The following is a 21948-nucleotide window of genomic DNA, read 5'->3' as shown; positions in this document are numbered from 1 at the left end:
TTCACTCCAGGCCTTCGATGGCTCGAACGATGTCTTCTTCGGTAGGGTCGGCGAGCTCGGCCGACATCCGGCCCTCGCGCATGATGAGGACGCGGGAGCTGACGAGCAGCTCCTCCACGTCGTCGGAGATGAGGATCACGGCCACGCCGTCGGCGAGCGCGCGCAGCATGAGGCCGTAGATCGCGTCCTTCGCGGCGATGTCGACGCCGGCGGTGGGCGAGATCAGCACCAGGACGCGGGGCTTGCGAGCGAGGGCCCGAGCGAGAACCACCTTCTGCTGGTTGCCGCCGCTGAGGCCGGACACCGCCAGCGACGGATCCGCCGGCACGAGCGCGACGTCGGAGATGAGCTCGCGCGAGAGCGCGGTCTGCCGGCGCGGTGAGAACACGCCCGCCGGCGCGAGCTGGTCCATGATGCCCATGGTCATGTTCTCGGCGACGCTCAGCTGCGGGACGTAGCCGTCGCGGTGGCGGTCGGCGGGGACGAACCCGACCCCGGCGCGCTGGCTGGCCTTGACGTCACCGCTACGGATCGCGGCCCCGGCGACGACGACCTCGCCCGAGGACACGTCACGCAGACCCGCGATGGCTTCGCCGACGGAGTACTTGCCCGAGCCTCCGACACCGCCGATGGCGACGAGTTCGCCCGGGGCCACCGAGAGCGAGACGTCGGTGAACGCCCCATCCTTCGCCGTCGCCCCCCGCAGCTCCACGGCGGGCGCCGCATCCGGATCCGAAGCGAGGCTCTCGGCACGGTGCCGACGCTGCTCCTGCCCGGCGAGCAGTGCCTCGACGAGGTCGTCGGAGCGGATGTCGTCGCCGAGGCGCGACCACAGCAGCTTTCCGTCCCGCAGGACCGTCGCCGAATCGCAGATCGCCGTGACCTCGCGCAGGAAGTGCGAGACGAACACGAACGTCACGCCCGACTGCTGCAACTCCTGCACCTTGTCGAACAGACGGCGGATCGCCGCGCCCTCCAGCTGCACGGTCGGCTCGTCGAGCAGAACGATGCGCGTGCCGGACTCCAGCGCCTTGGCGATCGTGAGCATCTGGCGCTCCTCGATCGGGGCGTCCGAGAGCAGCATCTTCGGGTCGAGGCGGATGTTCCAGTCCGAGAGGATGCGCTCAGACTCGGACTGCATCTTCTTCCACGACACCCGCGCCCCCGAGGTGGGCAGGCGTCCCGCGAAGAGGTTCTCAGCGATGGTGAGGTTGGCGAACACCGAGGGGCGCTGGTAGACGCACGCCACGCGCTGCTGCCAGGCCTTGGGATCGGATGCCGGGGGCGCGGCCTCGCCGAAGAAGCTCACTGTTCCGGTGTCCGGCGTCTCCAGACCCGTGATCATGCGCAGGAGCGTGGACTTGCCGGCGCCGTTGCGCCCGATCAGCCCGTGCACCTGCCCGGGGAGGATCGAGACGGAGACGTCCTGAAGCGCCTTCGTCGCACCGTAGGTCTTGCTGACGCCGTCGATCTGGATGGCGGGCACGGTGGTCGATGGGGTGGTCATGACGTCTCCGTCTCGGGGGTGTCGTGGTGCGGCCGGATTACTTGGTGGCGCCGAACGCGTCGAGGGCGAACTGCTTGTTGCCCCAGAGGTTCGGGTCCTCCACGTTGTCCTTGGTCACGACCGGGGTGGGCAGCAGGTCGACGAGGTTGCCATTGCGCTCCTCGATGACGCTGCCGTGGTCGGTGTTGCCGGCCTTGAACGTCTCGCCCTTGATCGCGCGCGTGAGGTAGTCCACGCCGTAGTCGATGTAGTCGGTCATCGGCTGCGCGACAGCGGCATCCAGCCATCCGTCCCGGATAGCGGTCATGGCCATGGGGCTGGCGTCGACGGAGACCTGGACGATGTGGCCCGGCTGACCGGCGGCGACGAGCTTGCCCGCGGACTTGAGGGTGTCGAGGATCGTCGGGAAGAACGTCGCGTCGCTCTGGTTGTAGATGCCCGCGACGTTGCCGTACTGGTTGAGCGCGGTCTCGATTCCGGCTGCCGCCTTCGCGGGGTCCCACTCAGTGGCGACGTTGACGAGCTTGACGTTCGGGTACTTCTGCTTCATGCAGTCGTTGAATCCGTTGGTGCGGTCACGGCCGTTGGAGGTGACCGGGTCGCCGTCGAGGGTGATGACGACGGCGTCCGCGGCGACGCGCTTGCCCATCTCCTCGCACGCGAGCTCGCCCATCTTGACGTTGTCGGCGCGGACGATCATGGCGATCTTGCCCGAGGCGGGCGCCTCGTCGATCGCGACGATCGGGACGCTCGAGTCGTTGGCGTACTCGATGGCCGGGACGATGGCGTCGGCGTCGCCGACGGAGATCACGAGGCCCTTGGCGCCCTTGTTGATGAGCGTCTGGATGTCGGTGATCTGCTGCGCGGCGTCGCGGTCGGCGTTCGTCGCCGGGATCGTGGCGTAGCCGAGCTCGGCGAAGCGCTCCATGGAGCCGACGTTCTCGGCGTTCTGGAACGGGTCCGTGTGCGGCTGCGAGTAGCTCAGCGGAGTGTCGGCCGGGCTCAGGTCGCCGCCGCCGGCTCCCGAGCCGGTGGATGCCGCGCCGGAGCAGCCTGCGAGGAGCAGGGCGCTCGCGCCCAGGAGCGCGAGTCCGGTGATGGGTGAAGTTCGCATGCGTACTTCCTCTCTGAAGTGCAGAAGCCTCTGGGGCCGGTGACGATTCGGGATGCAGGACCAAAGCCCTGCACGTATCGTACGTGTTGTACGTACAGAATGTACACCGTAAATCGCAAAAGTGATCCATCGAGGCCTCGGGCCGCGACGATGCGGGTCGGGTATCCGCACCGTCTGTACAGTCGGAACCAAACGTACGACGAACGCGCGATGATGCGCACGACGACGAGGAGTATCACGTGGCGCACACCATCGAGCGGGTCTCCCCCGTTCCGTACTACGAGCAGCTCTTCGAGATCCTGCGCGACCGCATCGCCCAGGGCGACATTGCCGAGGAGGAACGCCTGCCCAGCGAACTCGAGCTGTGCCGCGAGTTCGGCCTTTCGCGCGCGACCGTCCGCCGGACGCATACGCCGTGCTCACGCGGCCGGTATCCGCTCTTGCTGAGTACCGGTACTCAGTGTTACTTTCTAGCGGTAGTCAACGATGAGGAGTAGCGGATGGGCAGACAAGACACCGAGATGCTCAAGGGGGTGCTCGAGGGTGTCGTCCTCGCCGTGCTGGCGCGGCGACCGGCGTACGGGTACGAGATCACCGTCGACCTCCGCGACCGGGGCTTCGCCGACCTCGCCGAGGGCACGGTCTACGCGATCCTCGTCCGCATCGAGCAGCGCGGTCTCGTCGATGTCGAGAAGGTGGCATCCGAGAAGGGGCCGCCGCGCAAGGTCTTCACGCTCAACGACACCGGGCGGGCGCAGCTCGCCGAATTCTGGACGACCTGGAGTCTGCTCGCCGACCGGCTCGAGCAGCTCCGCGAAGAAGGGAACTGACATGGCCTGGTACGAGAAGATCATCGGCGACCTGAGCGCCAAGAAGCAGTGGCGCGAGTATCGGCGCCGCCTCGACGCCCTCCCCGCGCCGTATCGGCAGGCGGGTCGAGCCCTCGAGCGGTACGTGCTCAACCTCGGGCCGACGAGCGAGCCTGACGCCCTCATCCGCATGGTGACCGACCTCGCCGACCTCCTCGAGCAGGCCGCGGCGGCCGGCACGCCGCTGCGGGATCTGACCGGCGACGAGCCGGCGGCCTTCGCCGAGGAGTTCATGGCGAACTACGGCGACGGCAGCTGGATCGGACGCGAGCGCGCGCGCCTTGCTCGCGCGATCGACGAGGCGACCCGCTCCCAGGGCTGACCCCCCCATCCGCACACGCCTCCGGACCCGGCTGGCCGGGGGCGATGGTCTCGTGCGCCCTCCGGCCGGTACCCACGAGAGGAAAAGTGCATGTCCATCATCGATACCGGCCCCGCGATCCGCGTGCGGGGCCTCCGGAAGTCCTACGGCGACGTCGCCGTGCTCGACGGCGTCGATCTCGACGTCGAGCGCGGCACCATCGTCGCGCTCCTCGGCTCCAACGGCGCGGGGAAGACCACGGTCGTCCGCATCCTGTCGACGCTGCTCCGCGCCGATGCCGGGACGGCGGTCGTCGACGGAGCAGACGTCGCGGCCCAGGCGGCGCGGGTGCGCGCCTCGATCAGCCTCACCGGACGGTTCGCCGCCGTCGACGAGGTCCTGACCGGTCGCGAGAACCTCACGCTCATCGCGCGTCTGCGGCATGTGCCCGACCCCACCGGCGCGGCGGACGAGCTGCTCGCGCGGTTCTCGCTCACGGATGCCGCACGCCGAGCGGCATCCACGTATTCCGGCGGCATGCGCCGTCGCCTCGACATCGCCATGAGCCTCGTCGGCCGGCCCGCGGTGGTCTTCCTCGACGAGCCGACGACCGGACTCGACCCGCAGGCGCGTCTGGAGGTGTGGGATGCCGTGCGCAACCTCGCCGCATCCGGCACCACCGTGCTGCTCACGACGCAGTACCTCGACGAAGCGGAGAACCTCGCCGACCGCATCGCGATCCTGCACGGCGGACGCATCATCGCGGAGGGGACGCTGGCCGACCTGCGGGCGTTGTTCCCCCCGACGACCGTCGAGTACGTCGAGAAGCAGCCCACCCTCGAGGAGATCTTCCTCGCCATCGTCGGCTCCGCCGGCTCGCTCGACGAGGGGGAATCATGACCACGCACGCTCTGTCCGACACCGCGGTGCTCACCGGCCGCTCCCTGCGGCACATCCTCCGCAGCCCCGACACGATCGTGACCACGGCGATCATGCCGGTCGCGATCATGCTGCTGTTCGTCTTCGTCCTGGGCGGCGCCGTCGACACTGGCGGCACCGCGTACGTGGACTTCCTGCTCCCCGGCATCCTGCTGATCACCGTGGCATCCGGCATCGCGTACACCGCGTATCGCGTGTTCCTCGACGTACGCGGAGGCATCGTCGATCGGCTCCGCTCCATGCCGGTTGCGCCGGCGAGCGTCCTGTGGGGACATGTCCTCACGTCGCTGCTGGCGAACGGGGTGTCTCTCGCGCTCGTCATCGGGGTGGCGTTGCTCGTGGGCTTCCGGTCGGGAGCCTCGGTCGGGGCATGGCTGGCGGTCGTCGGCATCCTGATGGCGTACACGCTCGCCCTCACCTGGGTCGCGGTGGTGGCGGGGCTCGCGGCGAAGACCATCGACGGCGCCAGCGCCTTCAGCTACCCGCTGATCTTCCTGCCGTTCGTGAGCTCGGCCTTCGCACCCACCGACACCATGCCGGGGCCGGTGCGCTGGTTCGCTGAGAACCAACCCGTGACCTCGCTCGTGGATGCCATTCGCGCGCTGCTCGCGCAGCAGTCCGTCGGCGCGAGCGTGTGGATCGCGCTGGCGTGGTGCGCGGGCATCCTCGCCGTCGCGTGGATCGTCGCGGTCGCCCGGTTCCGGCGGTCGGGACGCTGAGGCCGGGTTACGCGGGTGCGTAGCCGTCGGCGCGGCGGCGGCGCACCTGCTCCTCGAGGTCGGCGAGGTGCATCTCGCGCTCGAGGTCGGCGATCTGCTGCTCGGTCGTCCGTGCGTCGGAGGCGCGCGGGGCCGGAGCCGGCTCGGCATCCTTCTGCCACCGCCGCGGGTCGCCGAAGCTCATCGGCTCGCCCCGCCGCTCCCACTCGCGGCCGATCGTGAACCACAGGATCGACCCGATCAGCGGCAGCAGCACGATGAAGAAGACCCACGCGAACTTCGGCAGGTGCTTCACCTGGTCGTCGCGCCGGGTGATGGCGTCGATGAGCGCGACCACCATGACGGCGAGGGTCAGCAGGGCGAGGAGCGGCATGGCATCCACCCTCTCCCACGCGTGGACGCATCTCAAGGCTCGCGTGTCCGGCGCGGAGGGGCGGATGCCGGGGCCCGGGGCTCAGGAGGCGACGCGGACGCGCGGCTCCTCGTCGGCGTCGGCGCGGCCCTGCGCGTCGCCGCGCGTCACGATCAGCAGCACGACCGCCCAGACGACGTAGGCGACGGTGCCGACGAGCGCCACGACGTTCGCCGAGTTCACCGACGCGTGGGTGCCGTCGTCGATTCCGCCCGACGCGAGGATCGTCGTCGGATCCGTGAGGGTGTGCAGGACGATCGGCCACACCAGCGAGCCGCCCACGCGCAGCGTCGCGTACATGCAGATGCCGAACGCGAACGTGTAGACGACGGTCGGACCGACGGTGGAGATGCCCTGCCCGGTGAACAGGTTCGAGAAGTGCAGCGAGGCGAAGATCGCCGACGACAGTGCCATGACCGCCCACTCGCGGTACCCGTGCCGACGGAGCATCACGACGACCATTCCGCGCGTGAGGAACTCCTCGGAGAAGCCCACGAACAGTCCGGCGACGAGCACCGCGATGACGACGGCGACCCCGTAGCGGGCGTACTCGATACCGAAGAAGTGGAACACGATCGGCACGAGCACGAAGATCGGGCCGAGCCAGAACCACCACTTGCGCGGCACCGGCTGGCGTCCGAACAGGGGGCGGGGGAGCCAGCCGAGCGTCGCGGCGATGATCAGGAGCAGGACGCTCCCGAACAGCGGTTGCAGACCGATGGCGATGAAGGCCGAGATCGGCGTGGCGAAGATGTCGTCGGCATCCGCCAGCCCTCCCACGAGGGGGCGCAGCGCCAGTCCGGCGAGGTTGTACGACGCGATGTAGATCACGGCCATCAGGACCGCGCGCCACCAGCCGCCGCGGTTCCAGAACCGCTGCCACCCGTTCGTGCCCGTCACGTCGTGACGGCGGGAGTCGTCCCGCATCGACGTCCCGCTCACGCGAAGAACCGGTTGGCGCGCTGGGTGTAGAGCAGCGAGATCCCGGCGACGGCGAGCAGGATCGTGATGATCGCGCCGACCAGGACGTTGGCGTCCCGGTGTGCGATGGCCTGCAGGATGGCGCTGAGGATGGTGAGTCCGAGGGATGCCGTGACGATCACGCGGGCGATCCGGTTGGCGCCGAAGAGACCGAAGCTGACCAGCAGGGTGATCACGCCCACCACGATCGCGACCCACGTCGAGGGGATGGACACACCGGCCGGGGAGATCGCCCCGGTCAGGATGAGGATCGAGAGGCCGATCTGGAGGACGGCGGTGATCCAGGCGAGGACGGCGACGAGGGTCACGCCGCCGGGGCGGTCGTTGTAGGCCATCAGTCCGCGTCCTTTCCGAGCTCTGCCAGGAGGTCGTTCAGGCCGAGACCGCCGATGGTCTGCGCCTCGAACTCGAGGGTGTTCCCCGTCGTGGTGTCGGTGAGCTCGATCACGCGGACGGTTCCGCTGTGGCGGCGCTCGACCTCGAGGTCGGCGCGGTCGATATGGGCGACGGGGCGGAGGTTCTTCCACCCGCCCACGACGCCGGTGGACTGCCGGCCGAGGACGTAGAGCTTCGTCTCGGACAGGGCCAGGACGATCGAGGGGTAGCTCCCGTGCGACGCGCTGTGGGCGCGCTGGGCCAGCATTCCGCCCGCGACACCCCACGCCATCTGGTTGTTGCCCCCGGCGCTGACGCCGATGATCGAGCCCACGAGGCCGGACTTCGTCGACCCCCGCGGCATGACGACGGCGACGTCGGTGATCTGGTCGTCGGGGATGACGGCCTGTGCGCCCTCGCGCGCGTGCTCTTCTCTGGACATGACTGGCCCCTTCCGTCCTTTTAGGACATCACTGAACAACAGCCTTCCAGGACATGCCTGAACAATGCAAGGGGGGTCATCTCACGGTCGGAGTGTGGGCGGAGCCCACTCTGCGACCTCGGCGAAGAGGGCGACCAGGCGCTCGCGCTCGTGCTCGATGCCGTCCATCACCGCCCCGATCGCCCGCAGGCCCGCGGCGGTGGCCGCGAGCACCACGGCGCGCCCATCGCCGGGCACGGCCCCGCGCCGACGTTCGACGAACCCCTTCGCGCACAGCTGGTCGACGATGTACACCACGCCGGGCGGTGAGACCTCGAGGGGCTCGGCGAGATCGTTCGGCCGGATGCCACCCGCCCCGGCGATCATCACCAGAGCCGCACGCTGGCGGGCCGCGAGTCCGCCGCGGGTCGCGGCCGGAGGCATGTAGGCCACGAGCGCGGCTCCCGAGGCGCAGATGCGGAGGAGGAGCTCGAGGGGGTCGACCGACGGACCCGACGTCGGCGACGGGGAAGCGCCCTGCAGCCCCTGGCTGATCTCGCGGGCGATCCCGTCGCTTCGGCGGAGGAATGTCGTCACCTCGGCGCGCAGCCGCTCGGTCTGTTCCTCGCCGCGATCGGTGAGGACGACCTCGACCGCGCGTTTGTCGGCATCCGAGGGTCTGGTGGAGACGAGACCCTCCGTCTGCAGCCGCAGGACCAGCCGTGAGACGGCGCGCCGCCCGAGGCCGCTCACGTCGGCGATCCGGCGCGTCGTCACGACGTGCTCGGATGCCACGACCACCCGCGCGAGGATCTCCTCGATCTCCGCCCACTGGGTGCCGAAGACGGCGTCGACGACGCGCGTCATGTCGTCGTTGAATCGGCCCAGCAGCTCAACTGCGCGGGCCCGGGCCGTGGCATCCATCGGGGTGGTCGCTCCTTTTCGCCCCCTATCCAACCAGGGCTTCGTCGAAGCATCCCGACCGTGACGCCCGCGACGGGACGGACCCCGCGGGCGGGCCCCGCGGTCAGGCGCCGGAGTCGCCGACTTTGCGTCCCCGGCGGGCCGGATTCTGCGCGGAGTCGTGCGCCGACACCTGGGCGACGGGCTGGCCGCCGCGCTGCTGGCCGGGGAGCGGCCGCGAGCGGCGGCCGTAGATGAGCTCGGACGAATCGAGCAACCACGGGACGAGGGTGATCGAGACGCCGTGGACGAGCATGAGTTGCTGCGCCAGGCGCCGGGAGCGACGGTTGTGGAGCATCGACTCCCACCAGTGGCCGACGATGAACTGCGGCAGGTACACCGTCACCACCGCCGAGCCGTGCTTCTCGCGGTAGCTCTTGATGAAGCTGATCACGGGCGAGGTGTACGTGCGGTAGGGCGACTCGATGATGACGAGCGGGATGGGCATGTCGTGCTCGGCCCAGTCGCGCTGGACCCGGGTGGCATCCTCGTCGTTGATGGCGACGTGCACCGCGAGGGTTTTGTCGTGCTTGGCGGCCAGGGCGTAGTCGATCGCCTTCATGACCGGCTTCTGCAGCCGGTTGACGAGGATGATCGCCACGTCTCCCGACGACCCGAAGTGCACCGTGTCGTCCATGCGGATCTCGTGCTCGACGTCGCGGTAGTAACGGTTCACTCCGAGCATCAGGACCGCGAGGATCGGGATGGCGATGAACACCAGCCACGCACCGTGCGTGAACTTCGTGACGGTCACGATGAGCAGCACCACGACGGTGAGGGTCGCGCCGACGGAGTTGATCCACAGTCCCAGCACCGCCGAGCGACGCTCGTAGCGCGCGGACTCCTGTTTCGCCGCTTCGGGTGTCAGCAGTCGCAGTTCGCGCAGCGTTCGACGCCAGTGTCGGACCATGCCGATCTGTCCGAGCGAGAACGACACGAACACGCCGATGATGTAGAGCTGGATCAGCGTCGTGAGGTTGGCCTGGTAGACGATCAGCACGCCGATGGCGACGATGCCGAGGATGACCATGCCGTTGGAGTACACCAGGCGGTCGCCGCGGGTGTTGAGGGCCTTGGGCGCGTAGCCGTCGCGGGCGAGCACGGCGCCGAGCAGCGGGAAGCCGTTGAACGCGGTGTTGGCCGCGAGCAGCAGCACGCACGCGGTGGCGGCCTGGATGATGAAGAACGGGATGCTGCCCATGCCGAAGGTGGCCGCGGCCACCTGTGCCATGAGGCTCGGCTGCGGCAACGTGCAGTCGAAGCCGATGAGGTGGCAGGGGTTCTCGGCGTAGTGCACGCCGGAGAGCAGCGCCAGGGCGGTGAGCCCGACGAACAGCACGATGGCGATGCCGCCCATGAGCGTGAGGGTCGTCTGGGCGTTGCGGATCTTCGGTTTGCGGAAGGCGGGCACGCCGTTGGAGACGGCCTCGACGCCGGTGAGGGCCGAGCAGCCGCTCGAGAACGCCCGCAGCACGAGCAGGATCAGCGCAGCCTGCGTGAGGGATTCGGCCTGCACGGCGTACTCGGCGCTCGAGGCGACGGGCACGTCGCCGAGCAGCGCGCGGCCGAGGCCGACGACGATCATGAGGCCGACCGACCCGATGAACAGGTACGTGGGGATCGCGAAGACCGACGACGCCTCGCGAACACCGCGGAGGTTGACGATCACGATGAGGATGACGAATCCGACGGCGATCTCGACGCGGAACGGGTTCAGCCCGGGCAGCGCGGAGATGATGTTGTCGACACCGGATGCCACCGACACGGCGACCGTGAGGACGTAGTCGACCAGCAGGGCCGCCGCGACCACGACACCGGGCACCTCGCCGAGGTTCTTGCTGGCGACCTCGTAGTCGCCGCCCCCGGAGGGGTACGCCTTGATCAGCTGCCGGTAGCTCAGCACGACCACGACCAGCAGCACCACGACAGCCACCGCGACCCACGGGCTGAGCGTCAGCAGAGCCGTTCCGCCGATCAGCAGGATCATCAACAGCTCCTGTGGCGCGTAGGCCACGGAGGAGAGTGCGTCGGAGGCGAAGATGGGGAGTGCCATCTTCTTGGGGAGGAGCTGCTCGTCGAGTTTCTCCGACGTGAGCGGCTCCCCGATCAGGATGCGCTTGGCCATCGGCGTCTGTTCGCCGGGCTCGCGACTTTCGTCAGTCACGGCGCGCGACATTACGCCCCGCGGAGGCCCGGCGCAATCCGACGCGCACGGGGTTCACTCCGTCGTCGCCAGACCGTGACCACAGCAGGGTCAGGATGCCGCGATCTCGGCCGCGTAGGCGGCCACGGCGTCCGCCCCGAGGTGGTCGTCCGCCGAGATCGTCACGACCGTGTCGCCGGTGACGACCACCAGCTGTCCGTACGCCCCGTGCAGGCGCCATGCCGGCCCCGGTCCGTCCCACGCGCCCTGCGCGTATCGGCGGTACCCGTCGGTGTCGCCGCCCGTGTCGACCCATGCCGTGTGCACGGCATCCGCCCCCTCCGCGGGGATCACGCGACGCCCGTTCCAGACGCCGCGGTCGCGCAGGAGCGCGCCGAGCCTCGACATCTCCTCCGTCCGCAGCGACAGTCCCTCGCCGGCGAGGATGCGCCCGTGCGTGCAGCGTCGCCACTCGAGGCCCTCGAGCCCGAGAGGGGCGAACAGGCGCGGCTCGAGGAAGGCGGCGACGTCGCCCACGCGATGCGCGAGAAGAGCCATCGCCGTGTATGTGCTCGCGTTGGAATATTGGAAGACACGGCCCCGCGACGGGCGGGAGAGGAACTCCCCGGCGACATCCGGCCAGTCGGTCATCATCGTCGCCGACCACGGGAAGTCGATGCCGCTCGTCATCGACAGCAGGCGGCGGAGGGTGGTCTGCGCGCCCGCGGCCAGGTCGGGGGCGATCGCCTCGGCCGGCTCGTCGAGCCCGACCAGGCCCTCGGCGACGGCGAACCGCGCCGCGAGCGTGCAGACGGACTTGCTGACCGAGTGGATCTCCTCGCGCACGTCGGGAGTCCACCGGTACTCGGCGACCTCGTCGCCCGACCGCACGTGGAGACCGTGCGCGGTGAATCCGGTGGCGTCGATCCGAGCGACGAGGCGATCGCGGAGGTCGTCGGCGCGGGTCATCGTCCCAGGCTAACGAGCCCGCCCGTCCGGGCGCTCGCCCGGCATCGGCTGTCGCGCATGCCTAGGATCGCGGAGTGAACAACATCCTCGGGCCGGGCATGCTCGCGGTCGCCCTCGGCGGAATCGTCGCGTTTCTCGCTTTCATCCCCTTCGTCGCGGTCAGCTACCGCCGTCGCGGCGGACTGACCACCGGCCGCACCCTGCTGTGGGCGGGTGCGGCGGTGTACTTCTGGGCCATCTGGACCTACACGCTCGTCCCGGTGCCCGACTCCGACGACTACCGGTGCGCCGGCCGGAACTTGCGGCCGTTCGAGTTCGTCGACGAGATCCGCGCGGCCGTCGCGGTCTCGGGCCGCTACCTCACCGATCCTGTCGTGCTGCAGGTCGCGCTGAACGTGCTGCTGTTCGTGCCCCTGGGGTTCTTCCTGCGGGTGCTCGGGGGCCGCGGCATCCTGATCGCGGGCCTGGTGGGCCTGGGCATCTCGGGGATCATCGAGACGACGCAACTCACCGGCGTATGGGGCATCTTCCCGTGCGCGTACCGTGTCTTCGACGTCGATGACCTCATCGTCAACACTTTCGGCGCCCTCCTCGGATCGCTCCTCGCCTTCGCGGTGCCCAAGAAGCACCGTGGCGCGCAGAAGACCCCGGATGCCGAGATCCCCCGCCCCGTCACGCGCGGGCGTCGCCTGCTCGGCATCCTGTGCGATGTCGTCGGGGTCGGGCTCGTCGGCTCGGGTGTGGCGGTGGCGGTGCAGGCGGTGCTGCTGCTGGTCGTGGGCGACCCCGGCCGTACCGGCGACATCGCCTCGGTCGCCGGGAACACCGTGGCCGCGCTCGTGTGGCTGGTCGTGATCCTCGGCACGGGTCGCTCGATCGGCGACCTCGCGACCCGCGTGCGGTACACCGACGGCGTGCTGCCGCGCTGGCTGGCGCGGCCGCTGCGATTCCTCACCGGGGCCGCGGCTTACACCGTGCTTCAGAGCCTTCCCGCGCCGTGGTCGCTGTCGGCGTTCCTGCTCGCGCTCGCGACCGTGGTGCTGCTCTTCGTGTGGCGCGACGGTCGGGGTCTCACCGGCTGGATCGGCCGCCGGCGCCTGGTCGACGACCGCGAGGGCGTCGTGAGCCCGACGGTGGATGCCCCGTCGGGACGCCTACGCTGATCGGCATGGGGGAGCCTCTTTCTCCGGACGATGCGCGCATCCTCGCGCTCGAATCCGACGCGGTCCGCGGGCACGCGCTGAAGCTGCTGATCCTCGAGCCCGGCACGGCGCTCGACCTGGATGCCGTGCGCGCGGGCGTGCTCGCCCGTCTCGCCGCTTTCCCGCGGGCGCAGCAACGGGTCGTCGACGGCCCCGACGGGCCATCGTGGCAGGACGTGGACGACCTCGACCCGCGCGCCCACGTGCGGAAGTTCCCGGCCGCGGATCCCGTCGAACTGCGTTCCGTCGTCGGCCGGCTGATGTCGGAACCGCTCGACCGCGCCCGACCGCTGTGGACGATCGACCTCATCGGCCCTCTGGCCGACGGCCGCGAGGCCCTGGCGATCCGCGTGCACCACGCGATGGCCGACGGCATCACGGCGGTCCGCTTCCTGGACACGGTGGTGTTCGAGCCGCACGACGCCCCGGCGCACGACGTCGGCATCCGCGATCCCGAGGCCCGTCCGACCCGCTGGCGGGAGTGGGAACGGATGCCGCTCACCCTCGCCCGCGAGCTGGGTCACCCGGGTTCTCCGTCGCCGTTCGACCGCCCGCTCACGGCCCTGCGGGCGCTGGCATTCGCGGACGTGCCGCTGCGCGAGGCCCGCGAGGTGGGGGCGTCGCGGCCGGATCACGCGACCGTGAACGACGTGCTGCTGGCCGTCGTCGGCGGAGCGGTGCGCCGTGTGCTCGAGCGGCGCGGGCACGTGCCGCACCTCAACGCTCAGGTGCCGGTGAGTCTGCACGAGGCGGGGGAGGACGCCGCGACCGTCGGCAACCGCGACTCGTTCATCGACGTCGACCTCTGCCTGCACGAGGTCGACGATGTGCGCCGCCTCGATCTGCTCAGCGCCCAGACCCGGGAGCGCAAGCACGGCCACGACGCGCGCTCGCTCGACGACCTGTTCCACGCGCTCGCGGCCGCGGGCTCGGTCGGGTCCGCTCTGCGCGGCTTCGCCGACGGCCCCCGGGCCTTCGCGCTGTCGGTGTCGAACGTGCCGGGGCCGCGGGTCGCGGTCGGTGTCGCGGGGCGACGCGTGACACACGTCTACACGTCGTCGGAGCCCGCGCCTCACCACGCGCTGCGGGTAGCGGCGATCTCGAACGACCGGTGGCTCGGCGTGGGCTTCTGCGTCGACCCTGTCGCCGTTCCCGACGTGGAGGCGTTCGCCGATGCCGCGCACGACGCGTGGGAGGCGTTGCGCGGGGCTGCCGGCTGACGTCGCACTCACACCTCTGCTCAGCGCTGGCCCGCTGCCGTGACGGGCGAACCTCGTCCCACATAGTGCCGTTTCGGTCTTCTTATGTGGGACATGCACCGCCAGAAGTGGGACGAGGCTCAGGGGGCGAGAGCGCCGGCGGACCTTACAGGCTCCCCGCCGGCACCGCGAACGTGTCGCACGCGTTCACGCCGCCCGCGCGCCCGGCCTCGAACCAGCGCTGACGCTGCTCGCTCGAGCCGTGGGTCCAGCTCTCGGGGTTGACGACCCCGCCCGATTCGGCCTGGATGTGGTCGTCGCCGACGGATGCCGCGGCAGCCAGGGCGTCCGTGATCTCCTGCGTCGTGGGAGGTTCGAGGTAGGGCGTGCCGTTCTCGTCGACCTGGTCGCCGGCGTCCGCCACCCACGCGCCCGCGAAGCAGTCGGCCTGCAGCTCGGTGCGGACACCGTTGCTCGCCGGTCCCGTGCCGTTGTTCGGGTGCTGCTCCATGACGCCGATGAGCTTCTGCACGTGATGGCCGTACTCGTGTGCGAGGACGTACAGCTGCGCGAGCGGACCCGCGGTGGTGTCGAACTGTTCGCGCAGGAGGGCGAAGAACGTCGGGTCGACGTAGACCGTCTCCTCCGGCGGGCAGTAGAACGGCCCGGTCGCGTTCGACGCCGTCCCGCACCGGGTCGAGGTCGACCCGTCGACGATGATGAGCTGCGGCTCGCGGTACCCCTCGAGGGTCTTCTGCCAGAACTGGTCGATGTTGAGCGATGCGGCCGCGAGGCGGCAATCGTCGTTGCGGTTGGCATCCTGACCCGTCTCGCAGCTCGCGATGCGCTCGCCGCCGCCGGCGGGAGCGGCCGGGTTTCCACCGCCGTCGCCCAAGAGTCCGGTCAGGTCGGTGCCGGTGAAGAGCGAGATCAGCAGCACGACGACCGCACCGAGACCCACCGCGCCCCCGCCGACCGCGGCCACCGTGCCGCCACGGCGTCGAGCCGAATTGCCGCCCACGCGGGCGTTGTCGTTGAACGTCACGTCCGAGACGGTAGCGCGCGGCGAGCGGCTCCGGTGGGGGGTTGAACCGGGCGGATCAGCCGGTCGCGCCCATCGGGCGCGTCGAGATGTCGTAGGTCGCGAAGGGGAACGGGTGCAGCAGCGAGTAGCTGCTCCAGTCGTCGACGCGGACGGTGGAGATCGCCCAGAACCCGACGGCGAACGTCACGAGCGTCAGCACCACGATCGCCATGCGGGCGTTGTTCACGACCCGCAGCGCGTCGTCGATCGTGTCGGCGCGTCTCAGCATCCGCGTCAACGACAGCACCACGATCAGGGCGATCGCGACGTAGACGAGCGGGCTCGCGCTCATCGTGACCGAGCCGCACATCGGTGCGATGTCGGTCGGCTGCCCGTCGGCGTCGAGGAACCCACCGCTGCCGGTCGCTCCACCCGAGCAGCTGCTCATCGAGCCGTGGAGGAACGTCGCGAGCATCGCCGCCGCCACGATGGCCCAGATGAGGAGGGTGCGGATGCTGACGATGATCGCGGCGCCCGGAAGCAGCACGTCGCTCGGCGACTCTTGCTGCGTGACGGTCATGGTGGCCTCCCCGGGGGTCCCCTCCACCCTCACACGGAGGCCCCGATCAGTCCAGGAACTCCCGCGCCGCGACGACGAGGTTCTCGACTCCGCGATCGATCGTGGGCTGCATCAGGGGGGCGAAGAACGGCGAGTGGTTGGTGGGGATGTCGCGCTCGATCGTGCCGCCGGCCAGGGCGTCGGCGAAGACCTGCGGATCCACTCCGCCCCAGAACCAGAACACGAGCGGCGCGCCGGACTCGCGGGCGAACCACGACACGTCCTCGCTGCCGGTGAACATGCCGGGGTCGACGACGCTCGCCTCGCCGAACGTCCGACGGAAGGTCGCGGTCAGACGGGCCGTGGCATCCGGGTCGTTGATCGTCGGCGGCAGGGAGTGGTCGGTCGTGATCGTCGGCGTCTGCTCGGCTCCGGAGGCCTCGGCTTCGGCGCGGACGATCCGCTCGACCTTGCTCATCACGCGCTCACGCGCGACGTCGTCGGGGTAGCGGAGGCTGAGCTCGAGCTTCGCCTCGGCGGGGATGATGTTGTTCTTCAGCCCCGCGTGGATCGAGCCGACGGTCACGACGGCGACGTCGCGCGGGTCGACCTCGCGCGAGACGACGGTCTGCAGGCGCATGACGGTGGCGGCGGCCATGACGACCGGGTCGATCGTGGAGTGCGGGCGCGAGCCGTGCCCGCCACGGCCATGGAGCACGACGGTGAGTCCGTCGGAGGCTGCCATCTGCGTGCCGGGGCGCACGCCGATCGTGCCGGCCGGGAGCGGGGTCACGTGCTGCCCCAGCACGATGTCGGGGCGCGGGTATCGGTCGAGCACGCCGTCGGCGATCATCGCCTGGGATCCTGCGCCGTACTCCTCGGCGGGCTGGAACACCGCGACGACCGTGCCCGACCACTCCGCGGTGGTGGCGACGAGTCGCTCGAGCGCGCCGATCAAGGCCGTGACGTGCATGTCGTGGCCGCACGCGTGCATGACGGGGACGGTGGTGCCGGCAGGGTCGGTGCCGCGCGCGGTGCTGGCGTAGGGCAGCCCCGTCTTCTCTTCGACGGGGAGGCCGTCCATGTCGGCCCGCAGCCACACCACGGGACCGGGGCCGTTGTCGATCTTCGTGACGACCCCGGTCGTGCCGACGCCCTCCTCGACCTCGAGTCCCAGGTCGGCGAGGTGCCGCGCGATGACGCCCGCGGTCCGCGTCTCCTGGAACGACAGCTCGGGGTGCGCGTGCAGGTCGGTGTACAGGCTCTCGAGGTCGACGCTCATGCCCCGAGCCTATGCGCCGCGTCGTCGCGGTGTCCCGTGCGCTTCCGTGCCGCGGCACCCCCCCCGCGGTTCAGTGTCCAAGACACGCGGACGTTCGATCGTGGCATCCGCATGTCTGGGACACCGAAACCGTCGCGCCGGGTCTCCGGTACCGGATGCCACGTCCCCTGTCCAGCCGTCCCGGGCGGACGACGGCGGCGGCGAGGCTGGATGCATGGCCACGACACACTTCGACTACCTCATCGTCGGCGGCGGAATGGTCGCCGACACGGCTGCCCGCGGCATCCGCGAGATCGATGCGGCCGGGTCGATCGGCATCCTGAGCGACGACATCGAGGAGCCGTACACGCGGCCCGCGCTGAGCAAGAAACTGTGGACCGACGACGAGTTCACGTGGGACAAGGTGCCGCTGAACACCGTCGATGACACCGGCGCCGACCTCCGGCTGCGGACGCGGGCGACCGCGATCCGTCCCGAGGCTCACGAGGTGGATGCCGCCGGCGAGACGTTCGAGTACGGCAAGCTGCTCGTCGCGACCGGCGGGCACCCGGTGCCGCTCCCGATCGAGGACGGCACGAACGGCGAGCGGGCGCTGTCGTTCCGTACGGCCGCCGACTACCGGCGCCTCCGCGCCCTCGCGCACGACGTCGACCGCATCGCCGTGGTCGGTGGCGGATACATCGGCTCCGAGCTCGCCGCGGCCCTCGTGCAGAACGACGTCAACACCGTCCTGATCCACACCGGGGCCGTCCTCGGCGACGCGGTGTTCCCGCCCGCCCTCGCGGAGCGGTTCGAAAGGCTGTTCCGCGATGCCGGGGTCGAGATCGTCGCGGGCGCGAAGGTCACGGGCGGCGCAGCGGGTGCCGCCGGCATCCGTCTCGCACTCGAGAACGGTGACGAGATCCGCGCCGACGCGGTCGTCAGCGGCCTGGGCATCGAGATCGCCACCGACCTCGCCGAGGCCGCCGGGCTCACGGTCGAGGACGGCATCGTGGTCGACGCGCAGCTGCGCTCCACGGCGGAGGATGTCTGGGCCACCGGCGACATCGCGAGCTACCCCGATCGGATCCTCGGACGTCGCCGCGTCGAGCACGTCGACAACGCCAACGAGATGGGCCGGGCCGCAGGCCGCAACCTCGCGGGCGCCGGGGAGCCGTACACGCACACGCCGTACTACTACTCGGCGGTGTTCGGCATCCGGTACGAAGCGGTCGGAACGCTCGACTCGTCGCTCGAGACGGTGGAGGACTGGATCGACACCGACCGCGGTGTCGTCTACTACCTCGACGACGATCGCGTCGTGGGCGTGCTGCTGTGGAACGTCGAGGACGCCCGCGACGCCGCTCGCGCCGTGCTGGCCGAGGCCGACACTCTCATGCACGACGACCTGGTCGGCCGCATCCGCTGACCGGGCCTGCACAACTCCGGCAGTTTCGCCGGTGTGGTGCGCTGCGCGCGGTGTCTGGGCTGATTCGCCGGAGTTGTGCACCCCCGGAGGCTGCAGCTCCCGGGCGCGCGGCGCCCGCTCAGGCCGCGGGCGGCGCCGTCGACCCGCGCTCGAGCAGTGCGAACGGCAGGGTGCCGCGGCGCGCGGCGGGCGCGGCGCCGTCGAGCTCGGCGAGCACGGCCTCGGCGGCCCGCTCGCCCTGGCCGCGGGCGAACTGGTCGATCGTGGTCAGGCCGAACCACCGGCCCAGGTCGTTGCCGTCGACGCCGATGATCGAGACGTCCTCCGGTACCCGCAGCCCCGCCTCGCGGGCGGCGAGCACGGCACCGATCGCCATCTCGTCCGAGGCGGCAAAGATCGCGGTCGGGCGCCCGTCCCCGCCGAACAGGCACCGGGCCGCGCCCGATCCTCCCTCGATCGTGAAATCCGCGGCGGCGAACAGCGGCACCGCGCCCGCGGCATCCATCTCGTCGGCGAAGCCCCGACGACGCAGCGCCGGCACGGACGAGACGGCGTCGGTGGTGGCATCCGCCCCGATGTGCGCGATGCGCCGGTGCCCGAGGTCGAGCAGATGCCGGGTGGCGACGCGGCCGACGGCGAGGTCGTCGACGGTGAGGGTCGTCAGCAACGGTGTCGGTCCGGCGATCGCGACGATCGGGATGCCGAGTCCTCGCAGCAGCGTCGACTCCTCGGCGTCCAGTTCGAGGGCGATCGTGATGACGCCGTCGATGCGTCGGCGCCGCAGGTGGTCGTCGAAGACGCGGCGACGTTCGGCGGGGTCGGTGCTCACGCTGTAGAGCGTGATGTCGTAGCCCTCGCGCACGAGGCCGTCGGAGATCCCGGCGAGCACGGTGCTGAAGAACCACCGGTCCAGCAGCGGCACGACCACGCCGATCGCACGGGACCGCCCGCTCGCGAGGCTCGACGCGGCCGCCGAGACGACGTAACCCAACTCCTCGGCGGCCGAGAGCACCCGCGCGCGCGTGCCCGACGACACCTGCCCGCGCCCGCTCAGAGCCCGCGAGACCGTGGCCGTCGACACGCCCGCCCGTCGGGCGACGTCGTCGATGCCGACCACGGTCTCGCGGGAACCGGATGCCACGGCTCAGGCCGCGGCGATCCAGACCGTCGTGTCGGTGGGGAGCCCCGTGCCGTCGAGCGGGCCGCTCGCGATCAGGATCTCGCCCTCCGGCAGCGCGACAGCGGTGTCGCCGAGGTTGGCGATCACGGTGACGGGACCGTTGCGGAACGCCACCACGTCGTTGCCGAACCCGTCGAGCCACTCCAGCGCGCCCGCGCCGAGGCCGCGCGCGCGACGCTCCGCCAGGAGCGAGCGGTAGAGCGACAGCGTCGAGGCCGGGTCGTCCACCTGCACGTCGCGGGCGAGCTCGGCCCACTCGGCCGGCTGCGGCAGCCAGGCGGCGCCGGTGTCGTTGAAGCCGTACGCGGGGGCGTCGGCGGTCCACGGGATCGGCACGCGGCAGCCGTCGCGGCCGTAGCGCTCGCCGTTCGTGCGGAACCACGTCGGGTCCTGACGCGCGTCGTCGGGCAGGTCGATGACCTCGGGCAGGCCCAGTTCCTCGCCTTGGTACAGGTACGACGAACCGGGGAGCGCCAGCATCAGCGAGGTCGCGGCGCGGGCGCGGCGCAGACCCTTCACGGGGTCGGGCTGGCCCGGGGACTTCGGTCCGATACCCGCGCCCTGCGGGTTCTCGGCCGTCAGCGCGAGACGCGAGGCATGACGCACGACGTCGTGGTTCGACAGCACCCACGTGCTCGGTGCGCCGACGGCACCGTACTCGTCGAGCGACTCGTCGATCACGGTGCGGAGGGCTTCGGCATCCCACGTGGTTTCGAGGTAGTGGAAGTTGAACGCCTGGTGCATCTCGTCGGGGCGGACCCACAGTGCCGTCTGCGCGACGGTGGGGAGCCACGCCTCGGCGCACAGCGCGCGGTCGCCGTCGTACTCGGAGAGCACGTCGTGCCACTCGCGCCACACCTCGTGCACGCCGGGTTGGCCCCAGTAGGGCACCTCTTCGGCGTCGCCGCCCATGGAGCCGGCGTCGGGGTCCGGGGTGTAATCGGGGAGGCCCTCGGCCTTGATGAGGCCGTGCGCGACGTCGACGCGGAAGCCGTCGACCCCGCGGTCGAGCCAGAAGCGCAGGACGTCGCGGAACTCCGCGCGCACCTCGGGGTTGGTCCAGTCGAAGTCGGGCTGCGACTCGTCGAAGATGTGCAGGTACCACTGGCCGGGGGCGCCGTCGGCCTCGGCGACGCGCTTCCACATGCCGCCGCCGAAGACGCTCTCCCAGTTGTTCGGGGGCAGTTCGCCCTTCTCGCCCGTGCCGTCGCGGAAGATGTACCGCGCCCGCTCGGGGCTGCCCGGGGCCGCGGCGAGGGCCTCCTGGAACCAGACGTGCTGATCGCTGGAGTGGTTCGGCACGAGGTCGACGATGACCCGGATGCCGCGTTCGTGCGCGCCCGCGAGCATCGCGTCGAAGTCGGCCAGGGTGCCGAAGATCGGGTCGACGTCGCGGTAGTCGGCGACGTCGTACCCCGCGTCCTTCTGCGGCGACCGCTGGAAGGGGCTGAGCCAGATGGCATCCACCCCCAGCTGCTGCAGATCGTCGAGGTGCGCGGTGACGCCGGGCAGGTCGCCCAGGCCGTCGCCCGAGGCGTCCGCGAAGGAGCGGGGGTAGATCTGGTAGATGACGGCGGTGCGCCACCACTCGGAGCCGGGGGCGGACGCGAGTTCGGGGCGCGGGTCCTCCTGCGTGAAAGTCATGCGACCACGCTAGTGCAAGCGCTTGCAGTGTGGCGAACTCCGGGCGGCGTTCCCGCGGTCAACAGAACCATGTCCCAGTGATGGCCACTTCGGCGCCCCGCATCCGGCCACCATCGGGACATGCTCCGCCAGAAGTGGGACAAGGTCCGCGTCTAGGCTGGGGCGGTGCCCGACGCCTCCGCCATCGCCCGTGCCGAATCGCTGATCGGCAGCATCCCCGACTACCCCGAGGTCGGAGTGACGTTCCGCGACATCACGCCGCTGCTGGCGGATGCCGCGGCCCTGCGCGCCACGATCGACGCGCTGCTCGAGCCCTTCGCGGGCCGCTTCGACGTCGTCGCCGGCATCGAGGCCCGCGGATTCCTGCTCGCCGGCGCCGCAGCCGTCGCGGCGGGCGTGGGCCTGGTGCCCATCCGCAAGGCCGGCAAGCTCCCGCGGCCCGCGGCATCCGTCTCGTACGCGCTCGAGTACGGCACGGCCGAGATCGAGATGCACGACGACATCGCCGACGGCACCCGCGTGCTGCTGCTCGACGACGTGCTCGCCACCGGCGGGACGCTCGAGGCCGGCCGCGCGCTCGTCGCCCGCCTCGGCGGCGAGGTCACCGGCACCGCGGTGCTGCTCGAGATCGACGCGCTGGGCGGCCGCGAGGTGCTCGGCGGCGACGTGCACTCGGTCTTCCACGTCTGACGCGGCCGGCTGCGCGCCGGTGCCCCACCGCGCGGGCATCGCTTCCG

The 21948-nt window shown here is 70.7% G+C and carries 23 protein-coding genes; 9 read left to right on the top strand and 14 right to left on the bottom strand.

Annotated elements, in window-relative coordinates:
* Position 1 precedes the first annotated feature (1 nt).
* Positions 2-1507 carry a sugar ABC transporter ATP-binding protein gene (locus FE256_RS04560; protein ID WP_138173217.1) on the bottom strand — a complete coding sequence of 502 codons (1506 nt, stop codon included), beginning with the start codon at positions 1505-1507 and terminating at the stop codon, positions 2-4.
* A gap of 37 nt (positions 1508-1544) precedes the next feature.
* Positions 1545-2621: a sugar ABC transporter substrate-binding protein gene (locus FE256_RS04555; RefSeq protein WP_138173215.1), complete on the bottom strand. Its 1077-nt coding sequence runs from the start codon at positions 2619-2621 to the stop codon at positions 1545-1547.
* 239 nt (positions 2622-2860) lie between these two features.
* On the opposite strand from FE256_RS04555, the gene FE256_RS04550 reads away from it, so the two are divergent.
* From FE256_RS04550 to FE256_RS04530, 5 genes are all read left to right on the top strand, one after another.
* Entirely contained in the window at positions 2861-3118 is a 258-nt protein-coding gene (locus FE256_RS04550) for a GntR family transcriptional regulator (protein ID WP_171024199.1), read from the top strand.
* A gap of 3 nt (positions 3119-3121) precedes the next feature.
* Entirely contained in the window at positions 3122-3451 is a 330-nt protein-coding gene (locus tag FE256_RS04545; RefSeq protein ID WP_138173211.1) for a PadR family transcriptional regulator, read from the top strand.
* Position 3452: 1 nt separating this feature from the next.
* Positions 3453-3812: a DUF1048 domain-containing protein gene (locus tag FE256_RS04540; protein WP_138173209.1), complete on the top strand. Its 360-nt coding sequence runs from the start codon at positions 3453-3455 to the stop codon at positions 3810-3812.
* A 90-nt stretch (positions 3813-3902) separates the two neighbouring features.
* Complete coding sequence (locus tag FE256_RS04535; protein WP_138173207.1) at positions 3903-4691, top strand: ABC transporter ATP-binding protein; 789 nt, start codon at positions 3903-3905, stop codon at positions 4689-4691.
* Positions 4688-5449: an ABC transporter permease gene (locus FE256_RS04530; protein WP_138173205.1), complete on the top strand. Its 762-nt coding sequence runs from the start codon at positions 4688-4690 to the stop codon at positions 5447-5449. Before FE256_RS04535 ends, FE256_RS04530 begins: the two co-directional genes overlap by 4 nt.
* A gap of 7 nt (positions 5450-5456) precedes the next feature.
* Here the strand turns inward: FE256_RS04530 and FE256_RS04525 are convergent, their stop codons facing one another.
* From FE256_RS04525 to FE256_RS04495, 7 genes are all read right to left on the bottom strand, one after another.
* Positions 5457-5822, bottom strand: a complete 366-nt coding sequence (locus tag FE256_RS04525; protein ID WP_138173203.1) for a PLD nuclease N-terminal domain-containing protein — start codon at positions 5820-5822, stop codon at positions 5457-5459.
* Positions 5823-5903: 81 nt separating this feature from the next.
* Positions 5904-6788 carry a CPBP family intramembrane glutamic endopeptidase gene (locus tag FE256_RS04520; RefSeq protein ID WP_138173201.1) on the bottom strand — a complete coding sequence of 295 codons (885 nt, stop codon included), beginning with the start codon at positions 6786-6788 and terminating at the stop codon, positions 5904-5906.
* A gap of 11 nt (positions 6789-6799) precedes the next feature.
* Entirely contained in the window at positions 6800-7177 is a 378-nt protein-coding gene (locus tag FE256_RS04515; RefSeq protein WP_138173199.1) for a hypothetical protein, read from the bottom strand.
* Positions 7177-7659, bottom strand: coding sequence for a hypothetical protein (locus FE256_RS04510; RefSeq protein ID WP_138173197.1), 483 nt, complete (start codon positions 7657-7659; stop codon positions 7177-7179). The genes FE256_RS04515 and FE256_RS04510 overlap by 1 nt, the downstream gene beginning before the upstream one ends.
* 81 nt (positions 7660-7740) lie before the next feature.
* Entirely contained in the window at positions 7741-8562 is an 822-nt protein-coding gene (locus FE256_RS04505; protein WP_138173195.1) for a MarR family winged helix-turn-helix transcriptional regulator, read from the bottom strand.
* A gap of 103 nt (positions 8563-8665) precedes the next feature.
* A complete protein-coding gene (locus FE256_RS04500; protein ID WP_171024198.1) occupies positions 8666-10777 on the bottom strand; it encodes an APC family permease in 2112 nt (703 codons plus the stop codon).
* 78 nt (positions 10778-10855) lie between these two features.
* Positions 10856-11713 carry a serine hydrolase domain-containing protein gene (locus tag FE256_RS04495; RefSeq protein ID WP_138173193.1) on the bottom strand — a complete coding sequence of 286 codons (858 nt, stop codon included), beginning with the start codon at positions 11711-11713 and terminating at the stop codon, positions 10856-10858.
* A 74-nt stretch (positions 11714-11787) separates the two neighbouring features.
* Here FE256_RS04495 and FE256_RS04490 point away from each other — a divergent pair, with 74 nt between their 5' ends.
* Together FE256_RS04490 and FE256_RS04485 are read left to right on the top strand one after the other, a co-directional pair.
* The gene (locus FE256_RS04490; RefSeq protein ID WP_252370898.1) at positions 11788-12876 is read left to right on the top strand and encodes a VanZ family protein; all 1089 of its coding nucleotides are present in this window, start codon (positions 11788-11790) and stop codon (positions 12874-12876) included.
* A 5-nt stretch (positions 12877-12881) separates the two neighbouring features.
* Positions 12882-14135 (top strand): wax ester/triacylglycerol synthase domain-containing protein, encoded by a 1254-nt coding sequence (locus FE256_RS04485; RefSeq protein ID WP_212743475.1) that lies wholly within the window; start codon positions 12882-12884, stop codon positions 14133-14135.
* Positions 14136-14280: 145 nt separating this feature from the next.
* Here the strand turns inward: FE256_RS04485 and ypfJ are convergent, their stop codons facing one another.
* From ypfJ to FE256_RS04470, 3 genes are read right to left on the bottom strand one after another with little or no spacing between them, the layout of a single operon-like run.
* Positions 14281-15159 carry a KPN_02809 family neutral zinc metallopeptidase gene (gene ypfJ / locus FE256_RS04480; protein ID WP_138173191.1) on the bottom strand — a complete coding sequence of 293 codons (879 nt, stop codon included), beginning with the start codon at positions 15157-15159 and terminating at the stop codon, positions 14281-14283.
* Positions 15160-15214: 55 nt separating this feature from the next.
* The gene (locus FE256_RS04475) at positions 15215-15718 is read right to left on the bottom strand and encodes a hypothetical protein (RefSeq protein ID WP_138173189.1); all 504 of its coding nucleotides are present in this window, start codon (positions 15716-15718) and stop codon (positions 15215-15217) included.
* A gap of 46 nt (positions 15719-15764) precedes the next feature.
* A complete protein-coding gene (locus FE256_RS04470) occupies positions 15765-16979 on the bottom strand; it encodes an amidohydrolase (RefSeq protein WP_138173187.1) in 1215 nt (404 codons plus the stop codon).
* 214 nt (positions 16980-17193) lie between these two features.
* On the opposite strand from FE256_RS04470, the gene FE256_RS04465 reads away from it, so the two are divergent.
* The gene (locus FE256_RS04465; protein WP_138173185.1) at positions 17194-18387 is read left to right on the top strand and encodes an NAD(P)/FAD-dependent oxidoreductase; all 1194 of its coding nucleotides are present in this window, start codon (positions 17194-17196) and stop codon (positions 18385-18387) included.
* A gap of 118 nt (positions 18388-18505) precedes the next feature.
* On the opposite strand, the gene FE256_RS04460 is transcribed toward FE256_RS04465, so the two are convergent.
* Positions 18506-19504 carry a LacI family DNA-binding transcriptional regulator gene (locus FE256_RS04460; protein ID WP_138173251.1) on the bottom strand — a complete coding sequence of 333 codons (999 nt, stop codon included), beginning with the start codon at positions 19502-19504 and terminating at the stop codon, positions 18506-18508.
* Positions 19505-19531: 27 nt separating this feature from the next.
* Positions 19532-21211: a glycoside hydrolase family 13 protein gene (locus tag FE256_RS04455; RefSeq protein WP_138173183.1), complete on the bottom strand. Its 1680-nt coding sequence runs from the start codon at positions 21209-21211 to the stop codon at positions 19532-19534.
* 165 nt (positions 21212-21376) lie between these two features.
* Between FE256_RS04455 and FE256_RS04450 the strand changes: the two genes are divergently transcribed.
* On the top strand, positions 21377-21901 hold the full coding sequence (locus FE256_RS04450; RefSeq protein WP_138173181.1) for an adenine phosphoribosyltransferase: 525 nt from the start codon (positions 21377-21379) through the stop codon (positions 21899-21901).
* Positions 21902-21948: the final 47 nt, after the last annotated feature.

Origin of the sequence: Microbacterium sp. 5K110 (assembly GCF_005774735.1) — a bacterium.
In the GTDB taxonomy this organism is placed as follows: domain Bacteria; phylum Actinomycetota; class Actinomycetes; order Actinomycetales; family Microbacteriaceae; genus Microbacterium.
The sequence above is the reverse complement of the archived record's forward strand: the minus strand, read 5'-3'. Positions and strand labels throughout refer to the sequence as shown.